Below are 19,969 nucleotides of genomic sequence, written 5' to 3' on the forward strand. Positions count from 1 at the left end.
CGTGGCCGCGCGGAGACGAGCGGCGACGCACGCAGCTCCCTCACGATCTCTGGCCGACTTTGAAAGCTACGAATGCTTCAAGCGCGCGCTGCAGCTGATCGCCGTCGCGAACCTCGCATTCCCAGACAACGAGAACCCGATAGCCTTGGGATTCTAGCGCTGCAATCTTTTCCGTGTCGCGAGCCTGGTTGCGAGCAAGCTTCTCGATCCAGTAGCCGACGTTCGACTTCGGCGACGATGCCAGCCTGCAGCCAGCGTGTGAGTGCCAGAAGCAGCCGTGGACGAAGATTGCCCATTTGTGAGTCTTGTTCGCAATGTCCGGTTTGCCCGGAAGGTCGTCGGCGTGATTGCGGAAGCGAAGTCCGAGGCCATGCAGAGCGGATCGGACAAGAACCTCTGGTTTAGTATTCTTGGAACGGATCCGCCCCATCATCTGGGAGCGCGTAAGTGGCTCGCGCATCCGTCGTGGTAGGATCTTGGCGACCGGGGACGACTTGGCCATTCAGTTGCCCATTGATCGGGGTTGAATCGCACCCGCGGGCGCATTTGACGCTACGATGTCCGGAAGGTCATCCAGGGAGAAGACGCAGGTCGACAAGTCCGCGCGGAGCCTTCCGTCGGGCTTTAAGTTAGCTGAGACAACTCTCCATTTCGCACCTCTCGACGAAGCGGTGAGATCCCCGTGAATGCTTCGGCGCAGAACGAGCGGGTGTAGTCCCGGTGGCATGGCTGGCTGGTGGACAGCAAGATATGCCGTATAGAGATCCCCATCCTGGCCCAGTTCGATCCGGTCAAGCATGCCCGCGGCCGCGGTCTCGGGCAGGCGTTCGGAACCCGAAGCCGCTAACCAGGGCCAGAATGCCGGACAAAGCGCTTGGAACGGGCAGCCGCCGCAAGCTTCCTCACCGGGCTGCGCGAGCGCTTCGGGCGGCCCGCCTGCTGCAAGGTGGTGATTCAACTCGTCCAATGCAGCGAGCGCGGCATCGGCTTCCGCTTCACAGGTCGCAGGCTCGAGAGGGACGTTCATGGTCTGGCCGGATGCAGCAACAACCCGTCCCTCTATCGGCCAGTTACCCCGTCCGTCCGCGATGATGGCCGCGTAGAGCCGCAGCTGCCGGCGGAACCCCTCAAGAACCGCCGCGGCTCCCCGCCACGCGGTATCGGGGATCGAAGACTTGTATTCGGTAAGGACGCGGCCATCGAATCGGTCCGGACGACCGGCAAGGCGGCCTCCTCGTGCGACCAGCAGGCGTTCCGTAAACGAGGTGCCGCCGCGCAGTGCTCCCTGCTTGCTCCCGATATTCGCCGCGATGGCACTCCGTGCCGAAGACATTGCACGCTGACGCACGAGAAAATAGTTCGGCCAGCGGTCCGGCACCGAATAGCGCGCGTCCAGAGGATGAGCAGCGGCGGCTGTAGCTGCCTCCGCGACGGCCTCGGTCCATGCTTGCTCAACGGCTGCGTCCGTCGCGTCCGGCCGCGCTGCAACCTCCATCACCCTGTGGAACGCCGTTCCGAGCCATACGCGCGGGTCATGCAAGACCCAGGTGTTCGCTGCGTGCGATGTACTCAAGGCTCCTCGCAGGGCGCACAGCCGCATGTGGGACCACAGCGTTGGACCCGTCCGGTCGAGAGGCGCGAGGACAATCTGGTTGAGCATACTATACCGGACGCCGTAACGCCTCGAAAACGGAGATGAAGCTGCGCTGCGGGTCGACCCTGAGACCACGGCCGCGCTCGGCATCGTCCCAAGCGGCGGCGAGTTCGGGGCCTAGCGCTGCCCTGTCCGTGTTCCACAGCGGATGCGTGACGATGAGCGCCTCGGTTCCATCCGTCAGGGCGGGCAAGCCGCCGAGAACCGTCCGGGTAAAGCCAGGTCGCGCCGCTTCCAGCGTGACTGCCGCGACATCGGCGACGCGGCTCCACCTCGGAGACGATAGCAGCAGGGGCACTGCGGGATTGAGAGCAAGCTGCGCCATATCAACGGCGAGGCGCCAGTCGAGCAGATTGTGATAGGCGAGATTGCTGTAGCTACGCAGGCAGTCTGGACAGGATGTATCGCAGGCGTCTGCATGAGCATGGGCAACCAGATGGTCGTGAAATTCGCGCGGTGTCGGCTGCGCGATCATTTCCAGGAGCTCCTGCATGACCACCGGAGTCCCGAGGTGGGTGGCATAGCCCGCACCATTTTCTAGTGTGTCGGAGAGGAACACCTGACCCACGACGGTGCCTAGGGCTGGATCCTCCTGGCTCCTAATGCCGGCCTTCAGCTCATAGTCCTGAATATCAAGGTACACAGCAGCGGCGCGCCGGAGCATGAAGGCTAGGGAGTATAGAGCCGCACGTCCCTGTGGCGTCCTCGGATCGGCACTTCGTCCTGGGCCGTAGTCGCGGATGCCCAGCAGCAGCATGTCGGTCTCGCTGATTGCTGCCAGCGCGCACTCCACTATGGGAGCTGTCGGCGCAAGCGGACGGGCCGGTCGCCGGCCCACCGAGGCGGCATGCTTTTCCTCGGCCGCCGTGGCCGCAGCGACGTCAATCATTGCATCTGTGCCCGCCCAGCGCTCCTGCGAGAATTGGAAGAGCCTGCCGGCATTGTCGTTGACCACGTGCAGCCGTCCCTGACCGGCACCGACGTCGAAATTGAGGTGCGGCGCAATGGCGAAAGCGGGTCTTCCTACTTTCGGACGCGCCGCGCGGGGAACGAAGTCGAACACCCCGTCATAGTCGCGGGCCTTCGTGAAATAGCTCACGAATCCCTTTGGTTGCCGGAGATCCATGGGGTGATAGTCGCGGTCGTTGGGCCCTGCTGGCGACGCGCATACTGGGCAGGCGGGTACGTCGGGTGTTGCAGTTTCGACATGCTGGCAGTTGCCGCAAAGCCCAATGCGGACGGATGGCCCTAGTGGATTGGCATCCTCGACAGCGCGGGGTCCTTGAGGCCGATAGTGTGCGACACCAATGGCGGTGTAGATGGTGCGCTCTTTCACGGTCTCCGCGCCGGGCGCGAACATGCTGACCGCCAGCTCGAGGTCGCGGTCAACGACCTGTCGTGGCGGCCAGTTCGTCGGCTGCTTGTGATAGAGCAGCCGCGCGCGGGTCGGAAAGCCGAACATGGGAAGGATGCCGCGATTTGCGAGACGTTCGCTTAGCGGAATCTGTATGAGGCTTTGATCCTGCGTCGCAGCCGTGATTTCACCAACAAGCCGAGTTGCGATCCAGTTGATCGCGGCGAGCTGCTGAGCAGCGGATCCGGAGAGACGTGTCCCGACGAGCAGTGCGTCGCAGATGTGTGTGACAGCCGCGCCATTGTTTCCGATCCATTCCTGAATGATGTCGGCGACGGTGGTTCCTATGTAGCCGGCAGGCGGATTGGGCGGTGGCAGTGTCCAAGCGTCGTAGGCCCCGAATTCGCCGTGCACACTGTCGCCGGCTGTGCCTGTGAACAGGTTCAGTTCTGAGAAAGCACGTCGAAGCACTTCCTTCGCCAGGACACGTAGAAGGATCTGCGGCCGGTTCGTATCGACATAGGGTGGTGGCGGCGGATCAGCGGTGATCCGCTCGGGGCGCTGGAAGTAATAGTCGTCGTGACTGCGGCCGCGGCACAGCGTGAGCGCGAGCGAAAGCGCAGCACCGCGACGTCCTGCACGCCCTACGCGCTGCTGGTAGTTGAAACGCATAGGCGGCATGTTGGCCATCATCACCGCAAGTAGGGAGCCGATGTCGACGCCGGCCTCCATGGTCGTGGTGACGCTGAGCAGGTCGACATTGTCTGTGAGGGGCACCTCAGCGCCGACCGTTATGTTCTGGAAGAGCCGCTGGCGGTCGCGCGCGAGCAGCTTATCGGTCTGGCCGGTCAATTCTGCACAGTTGAGGCGGAAAACAGGGCCCGCGCTCACTGCGAGCCACCGGTAATAGTCCGCTTCCTGACCGGCATCGTCGACGCCAATGTGCAACGGTGTCCGGAGATGGGCGTGGCACCCGCTGCAGATGCCGCCACTTGCGTGTAGGTGGATGCGTGAGCAACGGTCGCACTCATAATAGATGTCGCCCGCGTCGGCGACGAAGAGGCCGCGGAAGAGAAGCAGCCCCTGATCGAATACACCCGCCCTGGTCAGAAGGTCGGTGACGTCGCGCTCGAAATCAGCAACGACCAGGCCGTTCAGGAGTGCGACGGCTTCAAGATAATCCCGTGCGTATTTCGGAAGTCGCGTGTCATCAACTGTGGCTCGATGGGTATCGATCCGCCGCCGCTTGCCCAGCATGCGGATGCAGCTGTCCGCTGCCTCCTGCATGACCGCGGACGCGCCAGCGTAACGCATGCGGTCGAAGGTGAGGTACCCCAACTTCAGCGATTCAAGGTCCCGCCGTCCCCCCGAGAATAGAGTTTCGGCAACGGCTTCGCGGGCCGCGACCTGGATGCGGGTGCGGTGAGCCTGCTCCTCTCCCGATAGAGCGGGCCGGTAGTCTGGGGGGAACCGGGTCCAGTCGAAAAGACGCTGCCATTCGCCCTGGTGCTCGTCGAGATCGGTCCACATGACGCTGCGGTCGACACCGCCGGGATTCATCCCGGTGGTAAGCAGGCGGCGCGATGCTTCGTCCTCTAGATCCGTGACGCGGGAGAGGCCTGCACTTGCGCGTGCCAGCACCTGAACCGCAAGCTGCTCCATCGTCAGGCCGCCGACGGCTGAGGGCAACGTGCGCATGACGGGATGCTGGGCAGAGAGGATGGCCTGGGCCTCGCTTTGCCGCGAAACCGCAAACCGGCCGGCGAGTACCGTCTCCTCCGGGTTCAGCGCGCCGCCTTGCGCCTGGCGCTCGAAGAGCAGCACCGCACGCGCGCTATCGGCCATGCCGTCGACCAGCGTCTGCCGCAAGGCATCGAGCCAATGAGATTTGGCGACGCCGACCGCAAGCTTGGCCGCGTCCTGCCGGCTGTCCGAAAAAAGAACCAGCTTGCGGCGCACATCCTCAGGTGGCGACCCGGCAGTTGGTTGAGGCGGTGCGATCTCGCGCAGCAGCGAGTCCGACAGCACCTGCGCGACCTTCTGGAAGCCGGTACGCTGGGTCCGGATCGGAGCCGAGCTAGCCATTCCGCTCCAATTGGCCTCGCAGTGGGGACACACCGATGGCCGCTCGTTGCGGGCACTCGGAACGGCAGCGCGGAGCGGCACGGGATTTTGATGAAGGTCGGGAACATGGTAGATCCAGCCCGTCGCGTCCGTGCGCCTGCTCGCGACCTGGATCTCCCCCGTGCGATGGTCGAAGGCAGCCATGCGCCATCGGCGCGTGACGCCCTCCTGGACCCAGCTGTCGCGCTGCGGCTGGCGCAACGTTCCGTCGGGCATCCGAGCCGGCCAATAGATGGCGTAGTTGTCGTAGTCGCGGTCGTTCGCCGAATGATCCGGAGCTTTTTCGATGTTCGGATCATCCGGCACGAGCGACCAGACGTTTGGCTGTAGCGTGCGGCGGTAGCCGCCGAGGAAGATATCGCCGCAGGGCTCGCAGTAGAGCATTTCGAGCACACGCGATCCGCACGCGCACGTGGTTGTCGGCCGGTCGAAAAGGCGTCCGACAGGAATACTTGCATCTGCCCAGGACGCTTGGGTGCACTGGGGATTGCTGCACGCCCAGACCCCTTGGACGTTGCGGAAGAAGAGGTGTACCCGAACCGGAAGCAGTGGTGTGCTGCCGGCGGACTGTGCAGGTGCCATGGCCGCCACGATGCCTGCAGCCGAGGCTGTCGCATCTTGAGGCGAGTCGGCGGGAAAGAGTGTGGCGCCGAGCGCACCGAGAGTTTGGGGCACAATGGTTGGACTCTCATCCGACCCGCCGTTGCAGGCAGCGCGAACGGCTTCGCTAACTCCCGCGGCGTCTAGCACAGCGCCAAGCTGCTGTGCTTCCGGCAGGGCCGGATCGGGGGCCGGGAGACCTGCCGCGGCCGCGAAAGTGCCGGCGGCGGCGGCGAGACTTATCCCCCCGCCATTGGCGACTTGATGTCCAAGGTGCGCCAGCGAGGCCCCGAGGGGGCGCAGCCGGTCCGTGGCACCGGGCGACAGAGGAATTGCGCCGCCTCTTACCAGGTTGAAGGGGCGTGACCGTCCGAAGAACTGTTGCAAATAGTCCTGCGCACGGGGTTCGTCTTCGCCCAGCGACGCGCTGGACGCCAGAATGCGCAGCTGCCGATGGTCTGGATGCAGCCCGAGGCGATCATAGAGAACACGCAGAATGTAACCTACCTCGGTGCCCGGGGTACCTCGATAGCTATGGAGCTCATCGACGACGAGATGGAAGATGTTGGCCTCGTCAGCCTCCAGCCATTGGCGAGTCTGTTCGAAGATCGGAACCTCGACGTCGCGCATCAGCATGATGTTCAGCATGCTGTAGTTGGTGATGAGCACGTCTGGTGGTGCATCCTGCATATCCCACCGGCTCCACATCTCGCCGCCGTCGAAGCGCGGAAAGAAGCGTTCCGCGTCGGTGCCCGCGACCCTCGCAGCCAGCCCGCTGAGCCGCTGCAGCTCGGTGCGCAGATCGCCTTCCGCGCTATTGCGGTCGGGCCGCCCGGCGATCGGCGTCCAGCCGGTATAGCGGCCGAACCAGAAGCGATTGCCTGGACGGTTCGCGCCGAGCCAAGCACGAACCTGATCGCCATCGAGTGCCAGCCGCAGCCGGGCCATCTGGTCTTCGGCAAGGGCGTTCAGTGGGTAGAGAACCAGCGCCCGCATCGCAGGCAGACGGCCCCCTTGCTCATGCGCGCGCTGGGAAATTCTTGGATGATAGCGCCGGTTCCCCGAACCGGGTGGCGGTGGCATCGTCCACCAGTCGTTCCGCGGTGCAGCTGGAAGCACGGGCCAGGCGGCGGACTCTTTGGTGAGTGCTGCGAGGACAGGAAGATAGATCGACTCGGTCTTTCCCGATCCAGTTCCGGTAAGAATGACGGAATCGTCGCCGTTGACCACGCTCGAACGCAACATTTCAACTTGGTGTGTGTACAGTTCGATCGGAACGCTAGCTCGAGGCAAAAAGAGGCCCCGCTCGGCAATGCCCGCAAAGTCGCCTACTGACGACGCCGCCCAGCCGGCAGCTGAGCCAAGTTCGGTGGTAACAGCGGACCGGACGTCATGTCCGCTGCCAGCGTAGGGGGGCTGCGGCTCGATAAGCGGCTCGCGGTAGAGTACGCCATCGCGGTCAAGCAGCTGTCGCCGCGCCTGGACTAGTTCCTCAAAGCGCAGGTCGAAGGGGCTGTCGAAATAGCGCAGATATGCAGCCTTTAGGCTTTGGAACGTCTGGATTGGATCGCTCATGCGAGTCTTAGCCCCGTGATGGCAAGCGTCAGTCTCAAGATTTCAAGCGGGATGCCGGTGAACGAAATTCGCCGGGCGGCGACATCATAGTGCGGCAGCGCCCCACTGCAGAGAGCAAGGGCTCGGGCGATTGGGGCTGGTGGAAGCAGCTGGCCGGGGAGATCGAGCGTTTCCGACGCGGAGGACCAGGAAACGGCCTTGAGCTTCGCGACGGCAGCAAGACGGCCGGCTCGGTCATCAATATATGCACAGTCTGATACGTCCATCTTAAGGAGGCTCACCCAGTCCCAGTCGCGCTTGATGCGAAAAAAACCGGATTGGGCGGCTGACGCCTCTCCGATTGTGGACTCGACCCAGCCGATCCGTGAGCGAGAAAAGCGGAGGACTGTTTCCACGCGCCCGCCAACCATTTGGCACGGAATGCGGGGCCAGTCGCGGATTGTAGGGGTGCAAGCCAGAAGGGTAAGCGCGGCATCAATCTGCAGGGGAATGCCTGCCGCAGCCGCAACAGCCGCGAGCTCTCCATTGGAAGCCCCTGTCAGCCGGACAACCGCGGGACGCGTGCCGGTCGTGTTGATTGCGAGTTGCGCGCCTGCCCTTGCGAGCGAATCAAAGACGCTCGGCGTGCGTGCTCCGCACAGAACCGCTGAGACCAGACCGTCTGCACGCTCGGGCAGGCCAGCGAGCACCGGCGGTGCAATCCTCCAGTTGCTGTTTGGCAGCACTTCCAGATGCCCGAGCGTCGCGAGGTTGTCGACAGTCCGGCGAACAGCACCAGCATCAGCAAGGTCAGCGGGTACGTCGCTCAGCCGGCCGGTCCGGCGAAAGGACATCCATTCGAGCAGGCGGTCCGTCATGTGTGAGGCCTCCTGCTCCGAAGCTGGCGGGCTCGTTTCTTGGCCTTCCGCCACGCATCCTCGCCGAGTGCATCGGCCTTGATGAGCGGCAGGCGTCGCGCAGTCGCATTCCGCACTGTGGCAACCCACTCCGCGTCATGCTGCTTGGACGCGTTCTGTGTTGGCGCCGAGCCGAGCCAGACGACCCGGCCTTGCTTCCGCCTCGCTCCTGTCGCCGAAAGAAGGAACGCGGGCGGTTCAGCCGTGAGGCCGACAGACACGGCTAAATCGTCGCGCTGCCTAAGCTGCGTTGCACCCGATCTTGCGCCTAGCGCTACCAGCGTGTGCAACGCCTCGTGCGCGATTACCATCTCGCCAGCTGGGCCAAGGACTAGGGCACCACAAATTCGCGCCCGAGCCCAAGGACCCTTGGCATTTTCTCCGAAGCGCGCCGGGTAAGCATCCCAAAAATCCCAGCCGCCAGACAGCCAGGGGTCGGCCGCGATCTCGTACGAAACGGACGGGCCTGGTACGACGTCGACCATGTGCTGGCCAGGGGTGTCCCATCCAGGTGCGACCCACGTGCCGTCGGAAGAAAGCGTGGCTGGCTGGTCGCCGATCGTCACCGAAGCGCCGCCCGGCGCTGGATTGATGGAAATGCCGGGCGGATGGCCGGCAGCATAGACCCGCGGCCGGATCGCGAGACCTCCATCAAAGACGATCTCAAGGTTCTTCCCCGGGTCGAGTGGACGGAGGCCAGCCGGGAGCGGCGGCGTGGCGGAACGCATCGGCGTATAGCCCGAGAGCACTATCCAGCCTTCTGGAATGCCGTGCCAGTGCTCAAGCAGTTGCGGGGCTGGTGACCCGGTGGATTCCGCGGCGACGCGTACGGCTTCCGCGTCAGTGGAACGGCAAAGCAGGGTATGCGCAATGCCAGCGCTTACCGCGCTGACTGAAATCAAGTCGGGCTCGTTGGGGTCTGCAGCGAAAACGTGAACCTGTCGTGCGCTGCGCAGCCACTGGAGACGCTCAGTGCTTACTAGGCGGAGTTCGCCTTCCAGAAGCTCACTCGTCCACGGGAGATCCAAGTCATCATAGCGTCTTTCGTCATACGCCTCCACGGTATGGCTGGCGGCCGCAACAACGGTGACGCGCGCGGGAAATCCATCTGGACGTGTCATCACCACGGATAGCCTTGCCGTGCGGCGGATCGGACGAAGGGATAGGCGCAGCTTGGCTTCGGCTGGTGGAGGAAGCGCCAGCCCCGGAGCACCTGCGTAGGGCTGTGCTGGTGGATCACTCGGCGCAACCGTCCGGCGTTTTCCTCGGCGGTCCCTATGAACGGCAGGCTGTCTGGACTGGGGCTCAAACAGGGCGGGAGCTTCCGGCGGAGGCTCGGTGGCTCCGTTTCCGGCGAGGTTGTCAGTTTCTGTCGAGCGATCATCGACGGCCGACAGCGTTGACCCATCGGTAGCATCGACGCTGGCTTGCAATTCTACGTCCGGCGCTTCCTGGTGAATGGAGCTGGCCAGATCGTCGGCGAGATTGTCGTGTGGGAGATCGGGTATGCAATCTGCGGCCGCAATGGTGGTGTAGTCCAGCTGCAGCGCCCCATCGTCCACCGCTTCCACCGGGGCGGCAACATCCTCATCGAGGGGAGTTGCGGTCTCACCGGCCGCCGCGGCTGCGACGCCGGGGCCTTCCATTTGCTGAGGCGGCTTACCGGTGTCGGTAGGAAGCAGGGCCGGCTCGGTTTGGACCATCGCGGTGCTCGTGGGCATCGGACCCAACGGTATTTCGGCGACAGGTCCTGCCGGCGACTCTGGAGACGGGTCATAGATGCTCGGTACGGGCGGGTGGAACGAGCCACCAGCCAATTCCCGCTTGGGGAAATCCCGCGTCGGGTCTGCCGCTTCTGGGATGCTCGGGATTTCCTCCAAGGGAACCTGAGGGACCTCGTCGAGGTCGGCCGACATGATATCCTGCTCGATGCGGATCGCGCTGGTGCGAGTGGGCGTCCGATCCAGTGACGCTTCGGCTACTGCCATCGGCGGCGATCCTGGTGGCGGGCCGGACGCGATAGGCTCGACTGAAAGGGATCCGCTGTTAGCGACTTCCTGCTCGAGGACCGCTTCGACCGAGACTGCGGTCCATGAGTTGATAGGGACGACGTTCATGGGAGAACGCAATGCAGGCTCGCTTACGCTACTCTGCGTTCGACGCAGGTATACGCCGCCAAGGTGGTCGCTTCCGTCTGCGTCGCCGTCGTCGGCGGCACGCTCGGCAGGTGCTGTAACCGCGACCGTCGCAACGCGCGCTCCTGTCTTGAGGCCGTTCAGGCGCGTCAGCCAGCGTGGAGCCCGTCGGCCCAGTGCTTTCGTGAGCGCCTCCAAGAACCCGCCAAAAACAAGAAGAAGCTTCTCCATGAGTGCTATCGGCCAGCGTTCGCTGGCTGTTGGATGAGCAGGCCCGAGACGACACGGGCGACAGCACGCCCCATAAGAGGGGGAACGGCGTTGCCGACCTGCTTCAACTGCTGGCGTTCGCTCCCGTGGAAGACAAAGCCGTCGTGAAAGGACTGGAGTCGCGCGGCCTCACGGACGGTGATCCACCGGTCGAATTTCGGGTGTATCCACTCCGAAAGGTCGCGGTGCATCTGGGCCAGGATTGTGTAGGAAGGTTTCTTAGGATCGAGACGGCGCCACTTGTGGCCGCGAGTGCCTGTCCAGAGGGTTGCCGGAAGTGAATCGCCACGGGCGCCTGGCCGGATTGCCGCGATTATCTTTTTGCGCCGAGCTTCGATGCCCTTGGTGTGGTGATTGTGAAGCACGTCCTCGGAAATGTTCGCCCGCTTGCTCGCGGAGCTGAGCAAGGCGTGGTCCCAGTCCAGCCGCATGAGTTTCTGGAAATCGGAATACCGCCCGCCAGACTTCTTTGGATAGCGGAGTGGCCCGTCGTCTGCTGATACCGCTCCAGGAAGGTCGGATAGTGCTTCGTGGACAGTGACGGTGCCACCAGTCTTTTCACGCTCGACCAGAGCCTTAAGAACCTCGTCAAAGTTCCCAGTGAACGGCTGGTTATCCCGGATGCCAAATACAAATACGCGCCGCCGGTGTTGCGGAACCCCAAAATCCGAAGCGACAGCGGGAAGGACCGCCGTCCGCGAGTATCCAGCTTCCCGAAACGCGTCGACAATCTTCGTTTTGAAGTGGCCATTCTTCATGGCCACCATGTTGGGAACATTCTCCATTACGAAGGCGCGCGGCTGCAAAACCCGCACAACGCGCACGAACTCCTCGTAGAGGCGATTCCGCGGATCGTCCAAGTTGCGGGGGCCGATCTGGCTGAAACCTTGGCAGGGCGGACCGCCGTAGACCATGTCGATCTGTCGAGCAGCCAGTTCGCCCAGGTTCGGCACGCCGGGCTGCTCATCGTGCAGGAAGCGGACAATGTCGCCCTTGAAGAGCGCGACGTCGCCGAAGTTGGCTGCGTGAGTCAGGCACGCCTGAGCGTCCGACTCTACAGCGCAAACAACATCCCAGCCTGCGAGTCGCACCCCCTCACAGAATCCGCCCGCTCCGCTGAACAGCGATACAGCGGTCAGCGTCATTGTGTGCTGCCCTTTAGACTTTGCCCGCGTCTACTGCGACCGATGTTTGGAATTCGTTTGAACGAGCTACGCCCCATAGTCCCCCATCACGACCTGCGAGTCTTTGGCTCCCGCAGATCCTCCCTCGCTACAAGCCGCGCCTGGCCCCCGAAACTTCAGACGCACTGCGCGCCGGTAGAACGGCGCTTTCCCGAGGCAATGATATCCGTGTGGTGATCCTAGGCGCTTTTCCCACGAAACAGTATAGACTGAAGAACTCTATGTTCTCCAGCCCGCATAATACGGTGGCCTCATTGTCCCCAACTCGTCTTACGAGTCTCCTTCTGGTTGAGGAGCGCCTCCTAGAAGCCAAGTATTTTGCTCGTCGGCTCGCGAAGCAGAACGATAGGGACAGGTTCGGCTACGAGTTGAATGCGTTCCTAGCGGCCGCACGCAGCGTAACCTTCCTGGTGCAGAAAGAGATGGTCAGAGTCCCCGGGTTTGCCCATTGGTGGGACGGCCAGCGGCGCGATCTTTCGAACGACTCCGCCGCGAGGTTCTTTCTAGAGCTGCGTAACTTTTCCCAGAAGGAGGGACGTGTGTCCGTGGTCGGCGGCTCACTTGGCCGGGGCCGATGGTCGTACCGGTTCGCAGGAAACTCAGAGCGTGTACCGGCGTCCTTGCTACATCGTGACGTCGCGGACTGCTGCCACGAGCATGTAGGGAAGCTTGCAAGAGTTGTCCTGTCCTGTGCAGAAGCATTCCCGTATCAGAGCTGCCCGCGGATGGCGCTGACACCCGAAGGAGTCGTTGCGCTGCAGCTTTCCCTAGAGCAGGTAGAGGAGTCGCTCGGATTTCCGCGCGGGTGGACGGAGACCGGCGATCCAACAAGCCGCGACCGGCGCATCCAGGTTCTGCGCGAACATGTGGACGGTGTCGACTTCGCTGCAATCAGTCGACAGGCGAACTGGAAGCCGAAAGCAGCGCCGCCATCGGATGTGCCTGCGTCCACTTTCTCCGAGCAGATCCTTACATCGTTGGTACGACAGCTCGAAGGATCTGAGCGGCGCGTTATTACCGCTGAGCTCGCGGCGGAGCTGCTTCTTGGTGGAGGTTCCGACGCCAGCGCGAGAGACTCGTGACCGTAAACCCTCGTCCAGCCAGTGGACTATGACAACAAGTAGGATCGCACGTCGTGACCTTCAGAGCACGCAACGTTCTTGATGACTGCCGTGTCGGGCTGTCAATGCTCGAGGATGAAACAGACGTTCGTAGGTGGCGCGTTCATTGGGCGGCGTCCGTCGCGCTGATACGTGCGGTTGGCCACGTGCTCGACAAAGTGGATGGCGAGGATCCGATCATCAAGCAGGCAGCAAGCGCCGCGTTCAAACAGTGGAAGGGTGCGGATCCAAGGCACGAGATCTTCCGCGAGTTCATCGAGCGCGAGCGCAACAACCTGCTCAAGGAGTATCGCAGCGATGTTCACCCGGACGCGGAGGTTGCCTTGGCATTCGAGTTCTCGGCACAGCCCGCGAGCGGCGGTGTTCCCGTCAGATATGCTCAAATCGCTGAAATTGATGAGAATATCTACAGACCGTTTCTCGGCGGCGCGTGGGAAGGAATCGATGCTAGGGACGTCTTGAGTGACGCCATCGAGTGGTGGGATGGGGAGCTTACAGCGATCGAGCTCGAAGTCGCTCGCAAGCGATCTGGGGCTAAGTAGGCTGGGCGACCTTCATAGAACGCTAGCCCTAGAGTTTGAGTTCGTTGAACATCAAAGAGAGATCCCCGGGTTCCGGCAGTGCGTGCTTTTGCCCGCCCCGTGACTTGTAGTCCTTGTCGATTGCAATGATGCCACCTCGGATGAACTCCATGGCGGGCTTGCACAACGCGAGGAATTCCGTCGCCGGCATGTCCTGAATGGACAGGGAACTCTTGATCGACACGCGGGCACTTCGGAATGGTCGTTCGGTGTCGTTCCAGTGATCGATCTCCCACTGGTTGATGTACTCGACCTCGATCTCACCCTGGTGAGTCACAACGTTTCGTTCCCGCTGGAAATATGAATTGGCCTTCTGGCGATTTGCGTCCCACCAGGAATCCACGGCGGCAGAGAGGTCGGAGTCGCTTCCGTTCTTTGTCCTATTCAGCAGTTCCTCGATGATCGCATAGTAGCCGTTGAACATCGCGATCGCATGGTACCAGAGGCCTCCGGGATGGTGGGCAGAATCTTGCGCCTGCTCAACCATCTCGACCGCGTAGTTGGCCTTGGCAAAGATCTCGACCAGCTTGTTCACCTTAGCCAAGTTCGTCATCCAATTCTCCCCAGGCCGTGTCCCAGAGGTCCTCGCTTTCGAGGGCAACCGCGGCCGCCGCTTTTCGATATTCGGCGAGCACTTCTGCCGCGGGTCGCCGTCGGTCCGTCATGGCATCGGCATAGCCAGTATTTTCGTGGCCGTCCGGTTCGAACCAGTGCATGCGTTGGACGCTCGCCATGGCATCGCCCTTCGACCCGCGTGTGATCCTAATGATCGTCAGTCCACCGAGATCCACTACGTCAGCATCTATAGCCACTCGTCGCCACCGCTTCGCCATTTAGCCCTCTACACCCATCTTGTTCCAAGGCGGCTGGATCATCTTGATCAGACCAGCCTCCAGCCCAGCGGCGGTGATCACCGGCAAGCCGTTCCACTCGAGCGCGGGCGGCATCGCGATGTAGACTTCGACCACCATGCCAGCCGTTATGTGTTCGTTGATTATCTGGTTCACTCGGGCGCTGGTCTTTTGTCCGGTCTGGCCGAGCCGGTAGTTCGACATGCGGCTGCGGATGCCGGCTCTGCTCACGCCGATGTACTTGATGAGACCATCGACCACGAAGGCGTAGACGCCAGCATCGCGCGGCGCCGAGGTGTCGAGCGAGATTCCACCAGCGCCGTCGGTGATCCACATGCCCAGACGCTCGAACCCCGCGTCAATAAGCACATCGATCGCAACGTCCGCGCGAACCTTGGGAATCGGCTTCGACTTGGGTACGACAACGATGCCGCGCTGGAGGCCGGCCTCGATGCCAGCGTCGACTGCCACCTTTCGGACGTGCTGGTATCGAATATTGAGGAACTCCGCGACCTGGGTCCTTAGGTAGCCCTCGCGTAACAGCGCGCGGATTTTGTCGCTCTTAGTCTCCAGCGCTTCAATTACGGAAGAGGCGGGCCTCATCTGCGGCCGAGGTGCGACATCAGCGCGTGACGCTCGGGCTGTTGCGGCATCGTGTTCGGCACTCGGTCCATCCTCGCCGACCTCTTGTGGCAGTAACGGTTGGTTGGCATTCGTCGCACATATCCTCAGTCGCTGAAAGGTTAACTTCCACGCCTACGGATTATGCCGCCAGTCGAGAAGGGGCGGTTCCGGTATCTCCGCCCGCCGCCTGCAAGAGGAAGCGAGCGAGCGCCGCCTTGCGGGACTCAAAGTCGAGGGCGTAGGTCGTTTGCTTGAACTCAACACCTTCGAGAAGCCCCTGAATATAGCCCGCGATCGTATCCGCTGCCATGATCAATGCCGTGTCGATGGTGTGGATGTACTTGCTTGTGACCGACCCCTTTGAATGGCCGATCAGCGCCGCAATTGTGACCTCGGTGAAGCCAAGGTCGTTGCCGATGCTGGCGAAGCTGTGACGCAGCACATGGGGTGTTACATCGGCTAGCGACGAGCCGGCGAAGATCTGTTCCCAATGGTTGGCGAAACTGCCAAAGGCGCCGTCATCCATTCGCGGACCGGGGAAGACATAGGTGCCGGCTCGGTGCTTTCTTCGTTTCTCCAGATACTCGACCACTGGGAGACCGATGGGGCGCACTGAGGCTCCTTCCTTGCTGTCGGCGAGGCGCAGGCAGCTGGAAGCTGTGTCGGCCTCCGTCCACATGAGCTTGATCATTTCGGTTCGACGGCAACCGGTCAGGGCGATCTGCCGAATAATATCCACGGTCATCGCATACTTCTCGTCCTCGGCGGTTTCGCGGAGCATTTTGCCGAGGGTGCGATATTCGTCCTCTGTGAGCCGGCGGTCCCGGACATGGTCTTTCGGCTTCCGCAAACCATGGGCGGGATTGTGTTCGATTATGCCGGCCTCGACGGCGTAGGTGAGGATCCCACCGAGCAGCCCGACCGTACGGGTCGCGGTTCCGGCGCCACCCCGCACGATCGCCCGGCCACGCAACTTGCTCGTCTTGACGGACCCGCGCGTCTTTCCGGCCATGATGTCCTTTAGGACCTTGTTGATGTCGGCTTTGGTGAGATCCCTCACTCTTCGAGTGCCTATCAGAGGGATGATGTGCCGATGGATGCGGCCCGTATCTGTGCCGACGGTGGTCGGCTTCTTCGGGCGTCCACCTTTCCCGAGGATGAGACCGGCTCCGAGGTCGGTGATGTAAAGAGCGCAGAGTTCTTTGACGGTGATCGCCTTGTGGTCGAGTTGCCGCTCTTCTGCGGGGTTGTCGCCGCCGGCGATACGACCGAACTGAACCTTCGCCTCCTGGCGGGCGGTTTCTGGTGTCCAGACCCCATGGAGGCCGATGGTATAGCGTCGCGAGCGTCTGGCCGCGCGATACTGGATGACGTAGCTCCGCTTGCCCGAGGTGAAGACGCGGAGACCAAAACCGGGTAGGTCGTCATCCCAGATGACGTAGTCCTTTTCGCCGGGCGCTGCGGCGTCGACGACCCGTTTGGTGATCTTAGCCATGACGTTCTCTCCGATTGGCTCCGATTTCTCGCGTAAGCACCACGTAAGCACGCGGGCGGAAATCGCAGCGTAGTTTCGGATAGGATCGTGAAAGCAGAGTTCCTATAAATCTAGTTTTTTCAAATAGATAGCGTACCATGGCGTACCCTCTCGCGTTATTCGGAGGGCTAACCTAAATTGCTCCGAAGGCAGAGGTCACAGGTTCGAATCCTGTCGGGTGCGCCATTCTCCCTGCCAGTCGAGACGAAACTGCGAACTTTATCGGCGTGTTCATCGCGAGCATGGGCTCTCATGCCGCAGCCAAGGTTGTCGCAGAGTTTGCGGCGAATCTTCTGCGCCACCAGGCCGGCCCGGAAGTCTCACCCAACGGCCTTGATCTCACGGGACCGTGTCGAGATCGCTGTCCCGACGGATGCTAGAACGATCAGGCCGATTGCCAGTGCCTGCAAGATCGTCAGCCGCTCGCTAAGGATGGCGAAGCCCGCCAAGGCGCCGATGGCGGGTTCAAGGCTCATCAAAGTACCGAGCGAACGAGAGGGCAGGTTGCGGAGCGCGAACATTTCCAGCGTGAAAGGAATTGCGGTCGACAAGATCGTCATGCCGAGCACCAAAGGCACGAGGCCGAAATCCAACATGAATGTTTCCGTCTGATGCAAACCTATGGGAAGGGCTATGAGGGCTGCGATCGTCATGCCCAATGCCGTTGTACGCCCGCCGTGTTGCTGGCCAGCTTTCTTCCCGAGAATGATGTACAGCGCCCAGCAGATCGCATTGCCCAATGCCCACAGAATACCGATGGGGTCAAGATTTTGAGCCGGTCCCCCCAGCGGGGTCAGCAGCAGCAACCCGATAGCAGCCAGGCCTACCCAGAGGAAATCCATCGGCCTGCGCGAGAAGATGACTGCAACGGACAGTGGCCCCAGGAATGCGATCGCAGATGCGATGCCGAGTGGTAGCCGGCTCACAGCCATATAGTACATGAGATTCATGCCCGCGAGCGTGATGCCGTAGCCAAGCAGGGCTTGCCAGTTGGATGCGTCTATCCGCGCTTTCCAGGCTTTCAATGTGACAATTAGAATCAAGGAGCCCAAGCAAAGCCGCAGGGCGGCGGTTCCCTCGGCGCCGAATATCGAAAACAGCGTCTTTGCCAGCGTTGCTCCGACCTGGAAGGACAGCATCGCGGCCAGTAGCGCCAAAATAGGTACGAATGAGGACATTGGAGCCTTCACATGCCAGGCTGAATTCGGACGACGCTCACTAGGCGATGTCATCAGCCTGGCGATCGCTGAACAGCTGACACCACGTCCATGGACCAGCACAGCTCCTATCGCTGGAGAAGGCGCCGGGTGCTTCGTCGGCCCGCCTCTGCAGCAGCGAAGATCGTCTCATGGACTGACGGCTCAGTAGAAATAGGGCGACTTGGTGAGCACTTCGTTTTTGTCCTTGCCGATGATGATGATGTCTTCGACGAAGGCCGAGCCGATGCCCGCGGTGGCGAGGAAAGCCTCGACGCCAAAGACCATGTTCTCACGCACGATGTCGTCGGCCAGCGACATCACGGTCGATATGCGAGGCTGCTCGAAGGAAAGACCGATCCCGTGACCGAAGAACGGGAAGTTCTTCATGATCGGCGAAACATCGCCACCGAATTCGGCCGTCAGACGATCGCCCTCGGCGGCGACATCAAGCAGACGAATGCCGGGTCGCATCATGTCGCTCAGCCGCTCCACGATATTGACCGTGGCCTCGATCAGGCGGGCCTGCTCCGGATTGGCAGGACCGCGCACCGCGGTGCGGCCCGGGTCCAGATAGTAGCCCTGCCAAAAGGCAGCGTGGACCGTGCCGCGCACCATGTCTCCGACGGCCGGGGTGTCTGCGCTGGAGCCGGTCAGCGGGAAGCGATAGTCATGGTCCATGGTCGCGCCGTGGTTGGCGCCGATGGCCTGAATACGCCCGCCGCGGCGAACCACGACGCGGGCGGCCTCACCCGCGGCCTCGCGCTCCGACCCGCCGGCGACCAGTGCCCGCATCAGCACGGTCATGGCCTCGGTCGCGCTTCCTCCCGCTATGCGATAGCAGTCGAGTTCACGCGGGCTTTTGACCGCGCGAGCCCGGCGAACGAGATCGTCGCAGGCCACCCATTCGATGTCGGGCGTGTTCTCAATCAGCTGCTGATAGTATTTCACCGGCAGGAACTGGCTGCCGCAGAAGGCGACGCGGCCGGTAACCCCCTTTTTCCGCAGCGCCTTTGCTATGCTGAGGAAGGGATGATTGTCGCAATGGACGTTGGTCAGCGACAAGAGATCGTCGCGTGGCTCGGGCTCATCGATGTGCAACTCGGGTTCCCGCCCCTTGCGCAGGATGATGCCGGAGAACGAGCGCGCCGACCAGATCAGGGAATCCGTCCCGCCGCTGACCGAGTAGTGATTGGTCAGATAGAGGACATCGCCACAATTGTCCGTTGTGCCACCTCCACGGCCAAAGACGACAGCGGTTTCAAAGCCTTGCGCTTCCATGATGGCAAGGGTTCTCGACCAGCGGTCCTGGTATTCTTCGATCGGAAAATAGCGCAGCATGGCCTGTGTCCTGATTGGCTTGGTAACCAAGCGCGCCCAGATCCAAAGAAACTTGGGCGCGCTTGGGTGGTCGGACGAGTTAGTCGGCCAGGGTGCGGATCGGATCTTTCGGCGCGGGATCGACGCCGATCAGGTCGATGGTCAGCTTGGCATAGGTGCCATCGGCGATCATGTCGGCCAGTGCTTTGTTGACGGCCGCCACAAGGTGCGGCTTGCCCTTCTTGACGGCGAAGCCCTTCTGGATGGAGCTGATGGGTTCCTCAACCATCTTCAGCGGCAGGCCCGAGGTCTTGATGTCGTAGGCGCCGGCGATGGAATCGGTGATGACCGCGTCGATATTGCCGTTGGCGAGGTCCTGAATGGCATCGGATTCAGACTTGTAGGTCTTCACATCGCCGCCGAGGCCCTCGGCGAGCTTCGTCCAACTGGAGGCGACCAGGGCTCCTACGGTGCGCCCCTTCACGTCAGTGGGCTTGGTGATATTGGAGCCATCGTGGACGATGATGCGCCCGCCCGACTCCAGCCAGCCATCGGCGAAGGTGACCTTCTTCTGCCGCTCGGAGGTGATGTCCATCCCGTCGCTGATGATGTCATACTGGTCGGCCTCGAGCCCGATCAGCACGGATTCCCATTTCACCAGGACTGGCCTGTAGTTCAGGCCGAGCCGGCGGGCGATCTCCTTCATCACCCGGATTTCCAGACCGTCGAGATCGCCGTTCGGGGCGCGCATCGAGAAGGGTGGGTAGGTGCCTTCAGTCGCGACACTGATTTCGCCGGGCACAAGCAATTCCAGCTTGTCGTCCGCCTTGGCGGCATTGGCGACGGGCAGGAGTGCCATGGCGGCAAGCGCCATGAGAAGCATCTTGAGTTTCATGTCGATAATTCCCCTTTGAGGTTTTGCTAACAGTTATCCAGCGGGGCGCGGCGGG

The 19,969-nt window shown here is 62.1% G+C and carries 15 protein-coding genes; 2 read left to right on the forward strand and 13 right to left on the reverse strand.

The features are described 5' to 3' along the window. Positions 1-40: 40 nt before the first annotated feature. The 6 genes from ABVQ20_RS22715 to ABVQ20_RS22740 are packed head-to-tail and all read right to left on the reverse strand — an operon-like array spanning position 41 to position 11,753. The gene (locus tag ABVQ20_RS22715) at positions 41-502 is read right to left on the reverse strand and encodes a very short patch repair endonuclease (RefSeq protein WP_354461706.1); all 462 of its coding nucleotides are present in this window, start codon (positions 500-502) and stop codon (positions 41-43) included. Further along, complete coding sequence (locus tag ABVQ20_RS22720; protein ID WP_354461707.1) at positions 503-1,744, reverse strand: PD-(D/E)XK nuclease family protein; 1,242 nt, start codon at positions 1,742-1,744, stop codon at positions 503-505. Next, positions 1,662-7,307 (reverse strand): DEAD/DEAH box helicase, encoded by a 5,646-nt coding sequence (locus tag ABVQ20_RS22725; RefSeq protein WP_354461708.1) that lies wholly within the window; start codon positions 7,305-7,307, stop codon positions 1,662-1,664. Before ABVQ20_RS22725 ends, ABVQ20_RS22720 begins: the two co-directional genes overlap by 83 nt. Beyond that, positions 7,304-8,164: a hypothetical protein gene (locus tag ABVQ20_RS22730; protein WP_354461709.1), complete on the reverse strand. Its 861-nt coding sequence runs from the start codon at positions 8,162-8,164 to the stop codon at positions 7,304-7,306. Before ABVQ20_RS22730 ends, ABVQ20_RS22725 begins: the two co-directional genes overlap by 4 nt. Then, positions 8,161-10,569: a hypothetical protein gene (locus tag ABVQ20_RS22735; RefSeq protein WP_354461710.1), complete on the reverse strand. Its 2,409-nt coding sequence runs from the start codon at positions 10,567-10,569 to the stop codon at positions 8,161-8,163. The genes ABVQ20_RS22730 and ABVQ20_RS22735 overlap by 4 nt, the downstream gene beginning before the upstream one ends. Positions 10,570-10,574: 5 nt before the next feature. Beyond that, positions 10,575-11,753, reverse strand: a complete 1,179-nt coding sequence (locus ABVQ20_RS22740; protein ID WP_354461711.1) for a DNA cytosine methyltransferase — start codon at positions 11,751-11,753, stop codon at positions 10,575-10,577. A 260-nt stretch (positions 11,754-12,013) separates the two neighbouring features. Between ABVQ20_RS22740 and ABVQ20_RS22745 the strand changes: the two genes are divergently transcribed. Together ABVQ20_RS22745 and ABVQ20_RS22750 are read left to right on the forward strand one after the other, a co-directional pair. Beyond that, positions 12,014-12,874, forward strand: a complete 861-nt coding sequence (locus ABVQ20_RS22745) for an Ea47 family protein (RefSeq protein ID WP_354461712.1) — start codon at positions 12,014-12,016, stop codon at positions 12,872-12,874. 53 nt (positions 12,875-12,927) lie between these two features. Beyond that, complete coding sequence (locus tag ABVQ20_RS22750; protein ID WP_354461713.1) at positions 12,928-13,455, forward strand: hypothetical protein; 528 nt, start codon at positions 12,928-12,930, stop codon at positions 13,453-13,455. A 28-nt stretch (positions 13,456-13,483) separates the two neighbouring features. On the opposite strand, the gene ABVQ20_RS22755 is transcribed toward ABVQ20_RS22750, so the two are convergent. From ABVQ20_RS22755 to ABVQ20_RS22785, 7 genes are all read right to left on the reverse strand, one after another. Then, entirely contained in the window at positions 13,484-14,047 is a 564-nt protein-coding gene (locus tag ABVQ20_RS22755) for a hypothetical protein (protein WP_354461714.1), read from the reverse strand. Then, complete coding sequence (locus ABVQ20_RS22760; RefSeq protein WP_354461715.1) at positions 14,031-14,210, reverse strand: hypothetical protein; 180 nt, start codon at positions 14,208-14,210, stop codon at positions 14,031-14,033. The genes ABVQ20_RS22755 and ABVQ20_RS22760 overlap by 17 nt, the downstream gene beginning before the upstream one ends. 117 nt (positions 14,211-14,327) lie before the next feature. Continuing rightward, a complete protein-coding gene (locus tag ABVQ20_RS22765) occupies positions 14,328-14,948 on the reverse strand; it encodes a GIY-YIG nuclease family protein (protein ID WP_354461716.1) in 621 nt (206 codons plus the stop codon). 160 nt (positions 14,949-15,108) lie between these two features. Next, positions 15,109-16,464, reverse strand: a complete 1,356-nt coding sequence (locus ABVQ20_RS22770) for a tyrosine-type recombinase/integrase (protein WP_354461717.1) — start codon at positions 16,462-16,464, stop codon at positions 15,109-15,111. A gap of 359 nt (positions 16,465-16,823) precedes the next feature. Continuing rightward, a complete protein-coding gene (locus ABVQ20_RS22775) occupies positions 16,824-17,681 on the reverse strand; it encodes an EamA family transporter (RefSeq protein ID WP_354461718.1) in 858 nt (285 codons plus the stop codon). 183 nt (positions 17,682-17,864) lie between these two features. Next, positions 17,865-19,040, reverse strand: coding sequence for a M24 family metallopeptidase (locus ABVQ20_RS22780; protein ID WP_354461719.1), 1,176 nt, complete (start codon positions 19,038-19,040; stop codon positions 17,865-17,867). 79 nt (positions 19,041-19,119) lie between these two features. Then, complete coding sequence (locus ABVQ20_RS22785) at positions 19,120-19,914, reverse strand: transporter substrate-binding domain-containing protein (RefSeq protein WP_354461720.1); 795 nt, start codon at positions 19,912-19,914, stop codon at positions 19,120-19,122. Positions 19,915-19,969: the final 55 nt, after the last annotated feature.

The organism is Mesorhizobium shangrilense (assembly GCF_040537815.1).
In the GTDB taxonomy this organism is placed as follows: Bacteria; Pseudomonadota; Alphaproteobacteria; order Rhizobiales; family Rhizobiaceae; genus Mesorhizobium; species Mesorhizobium shangrilense.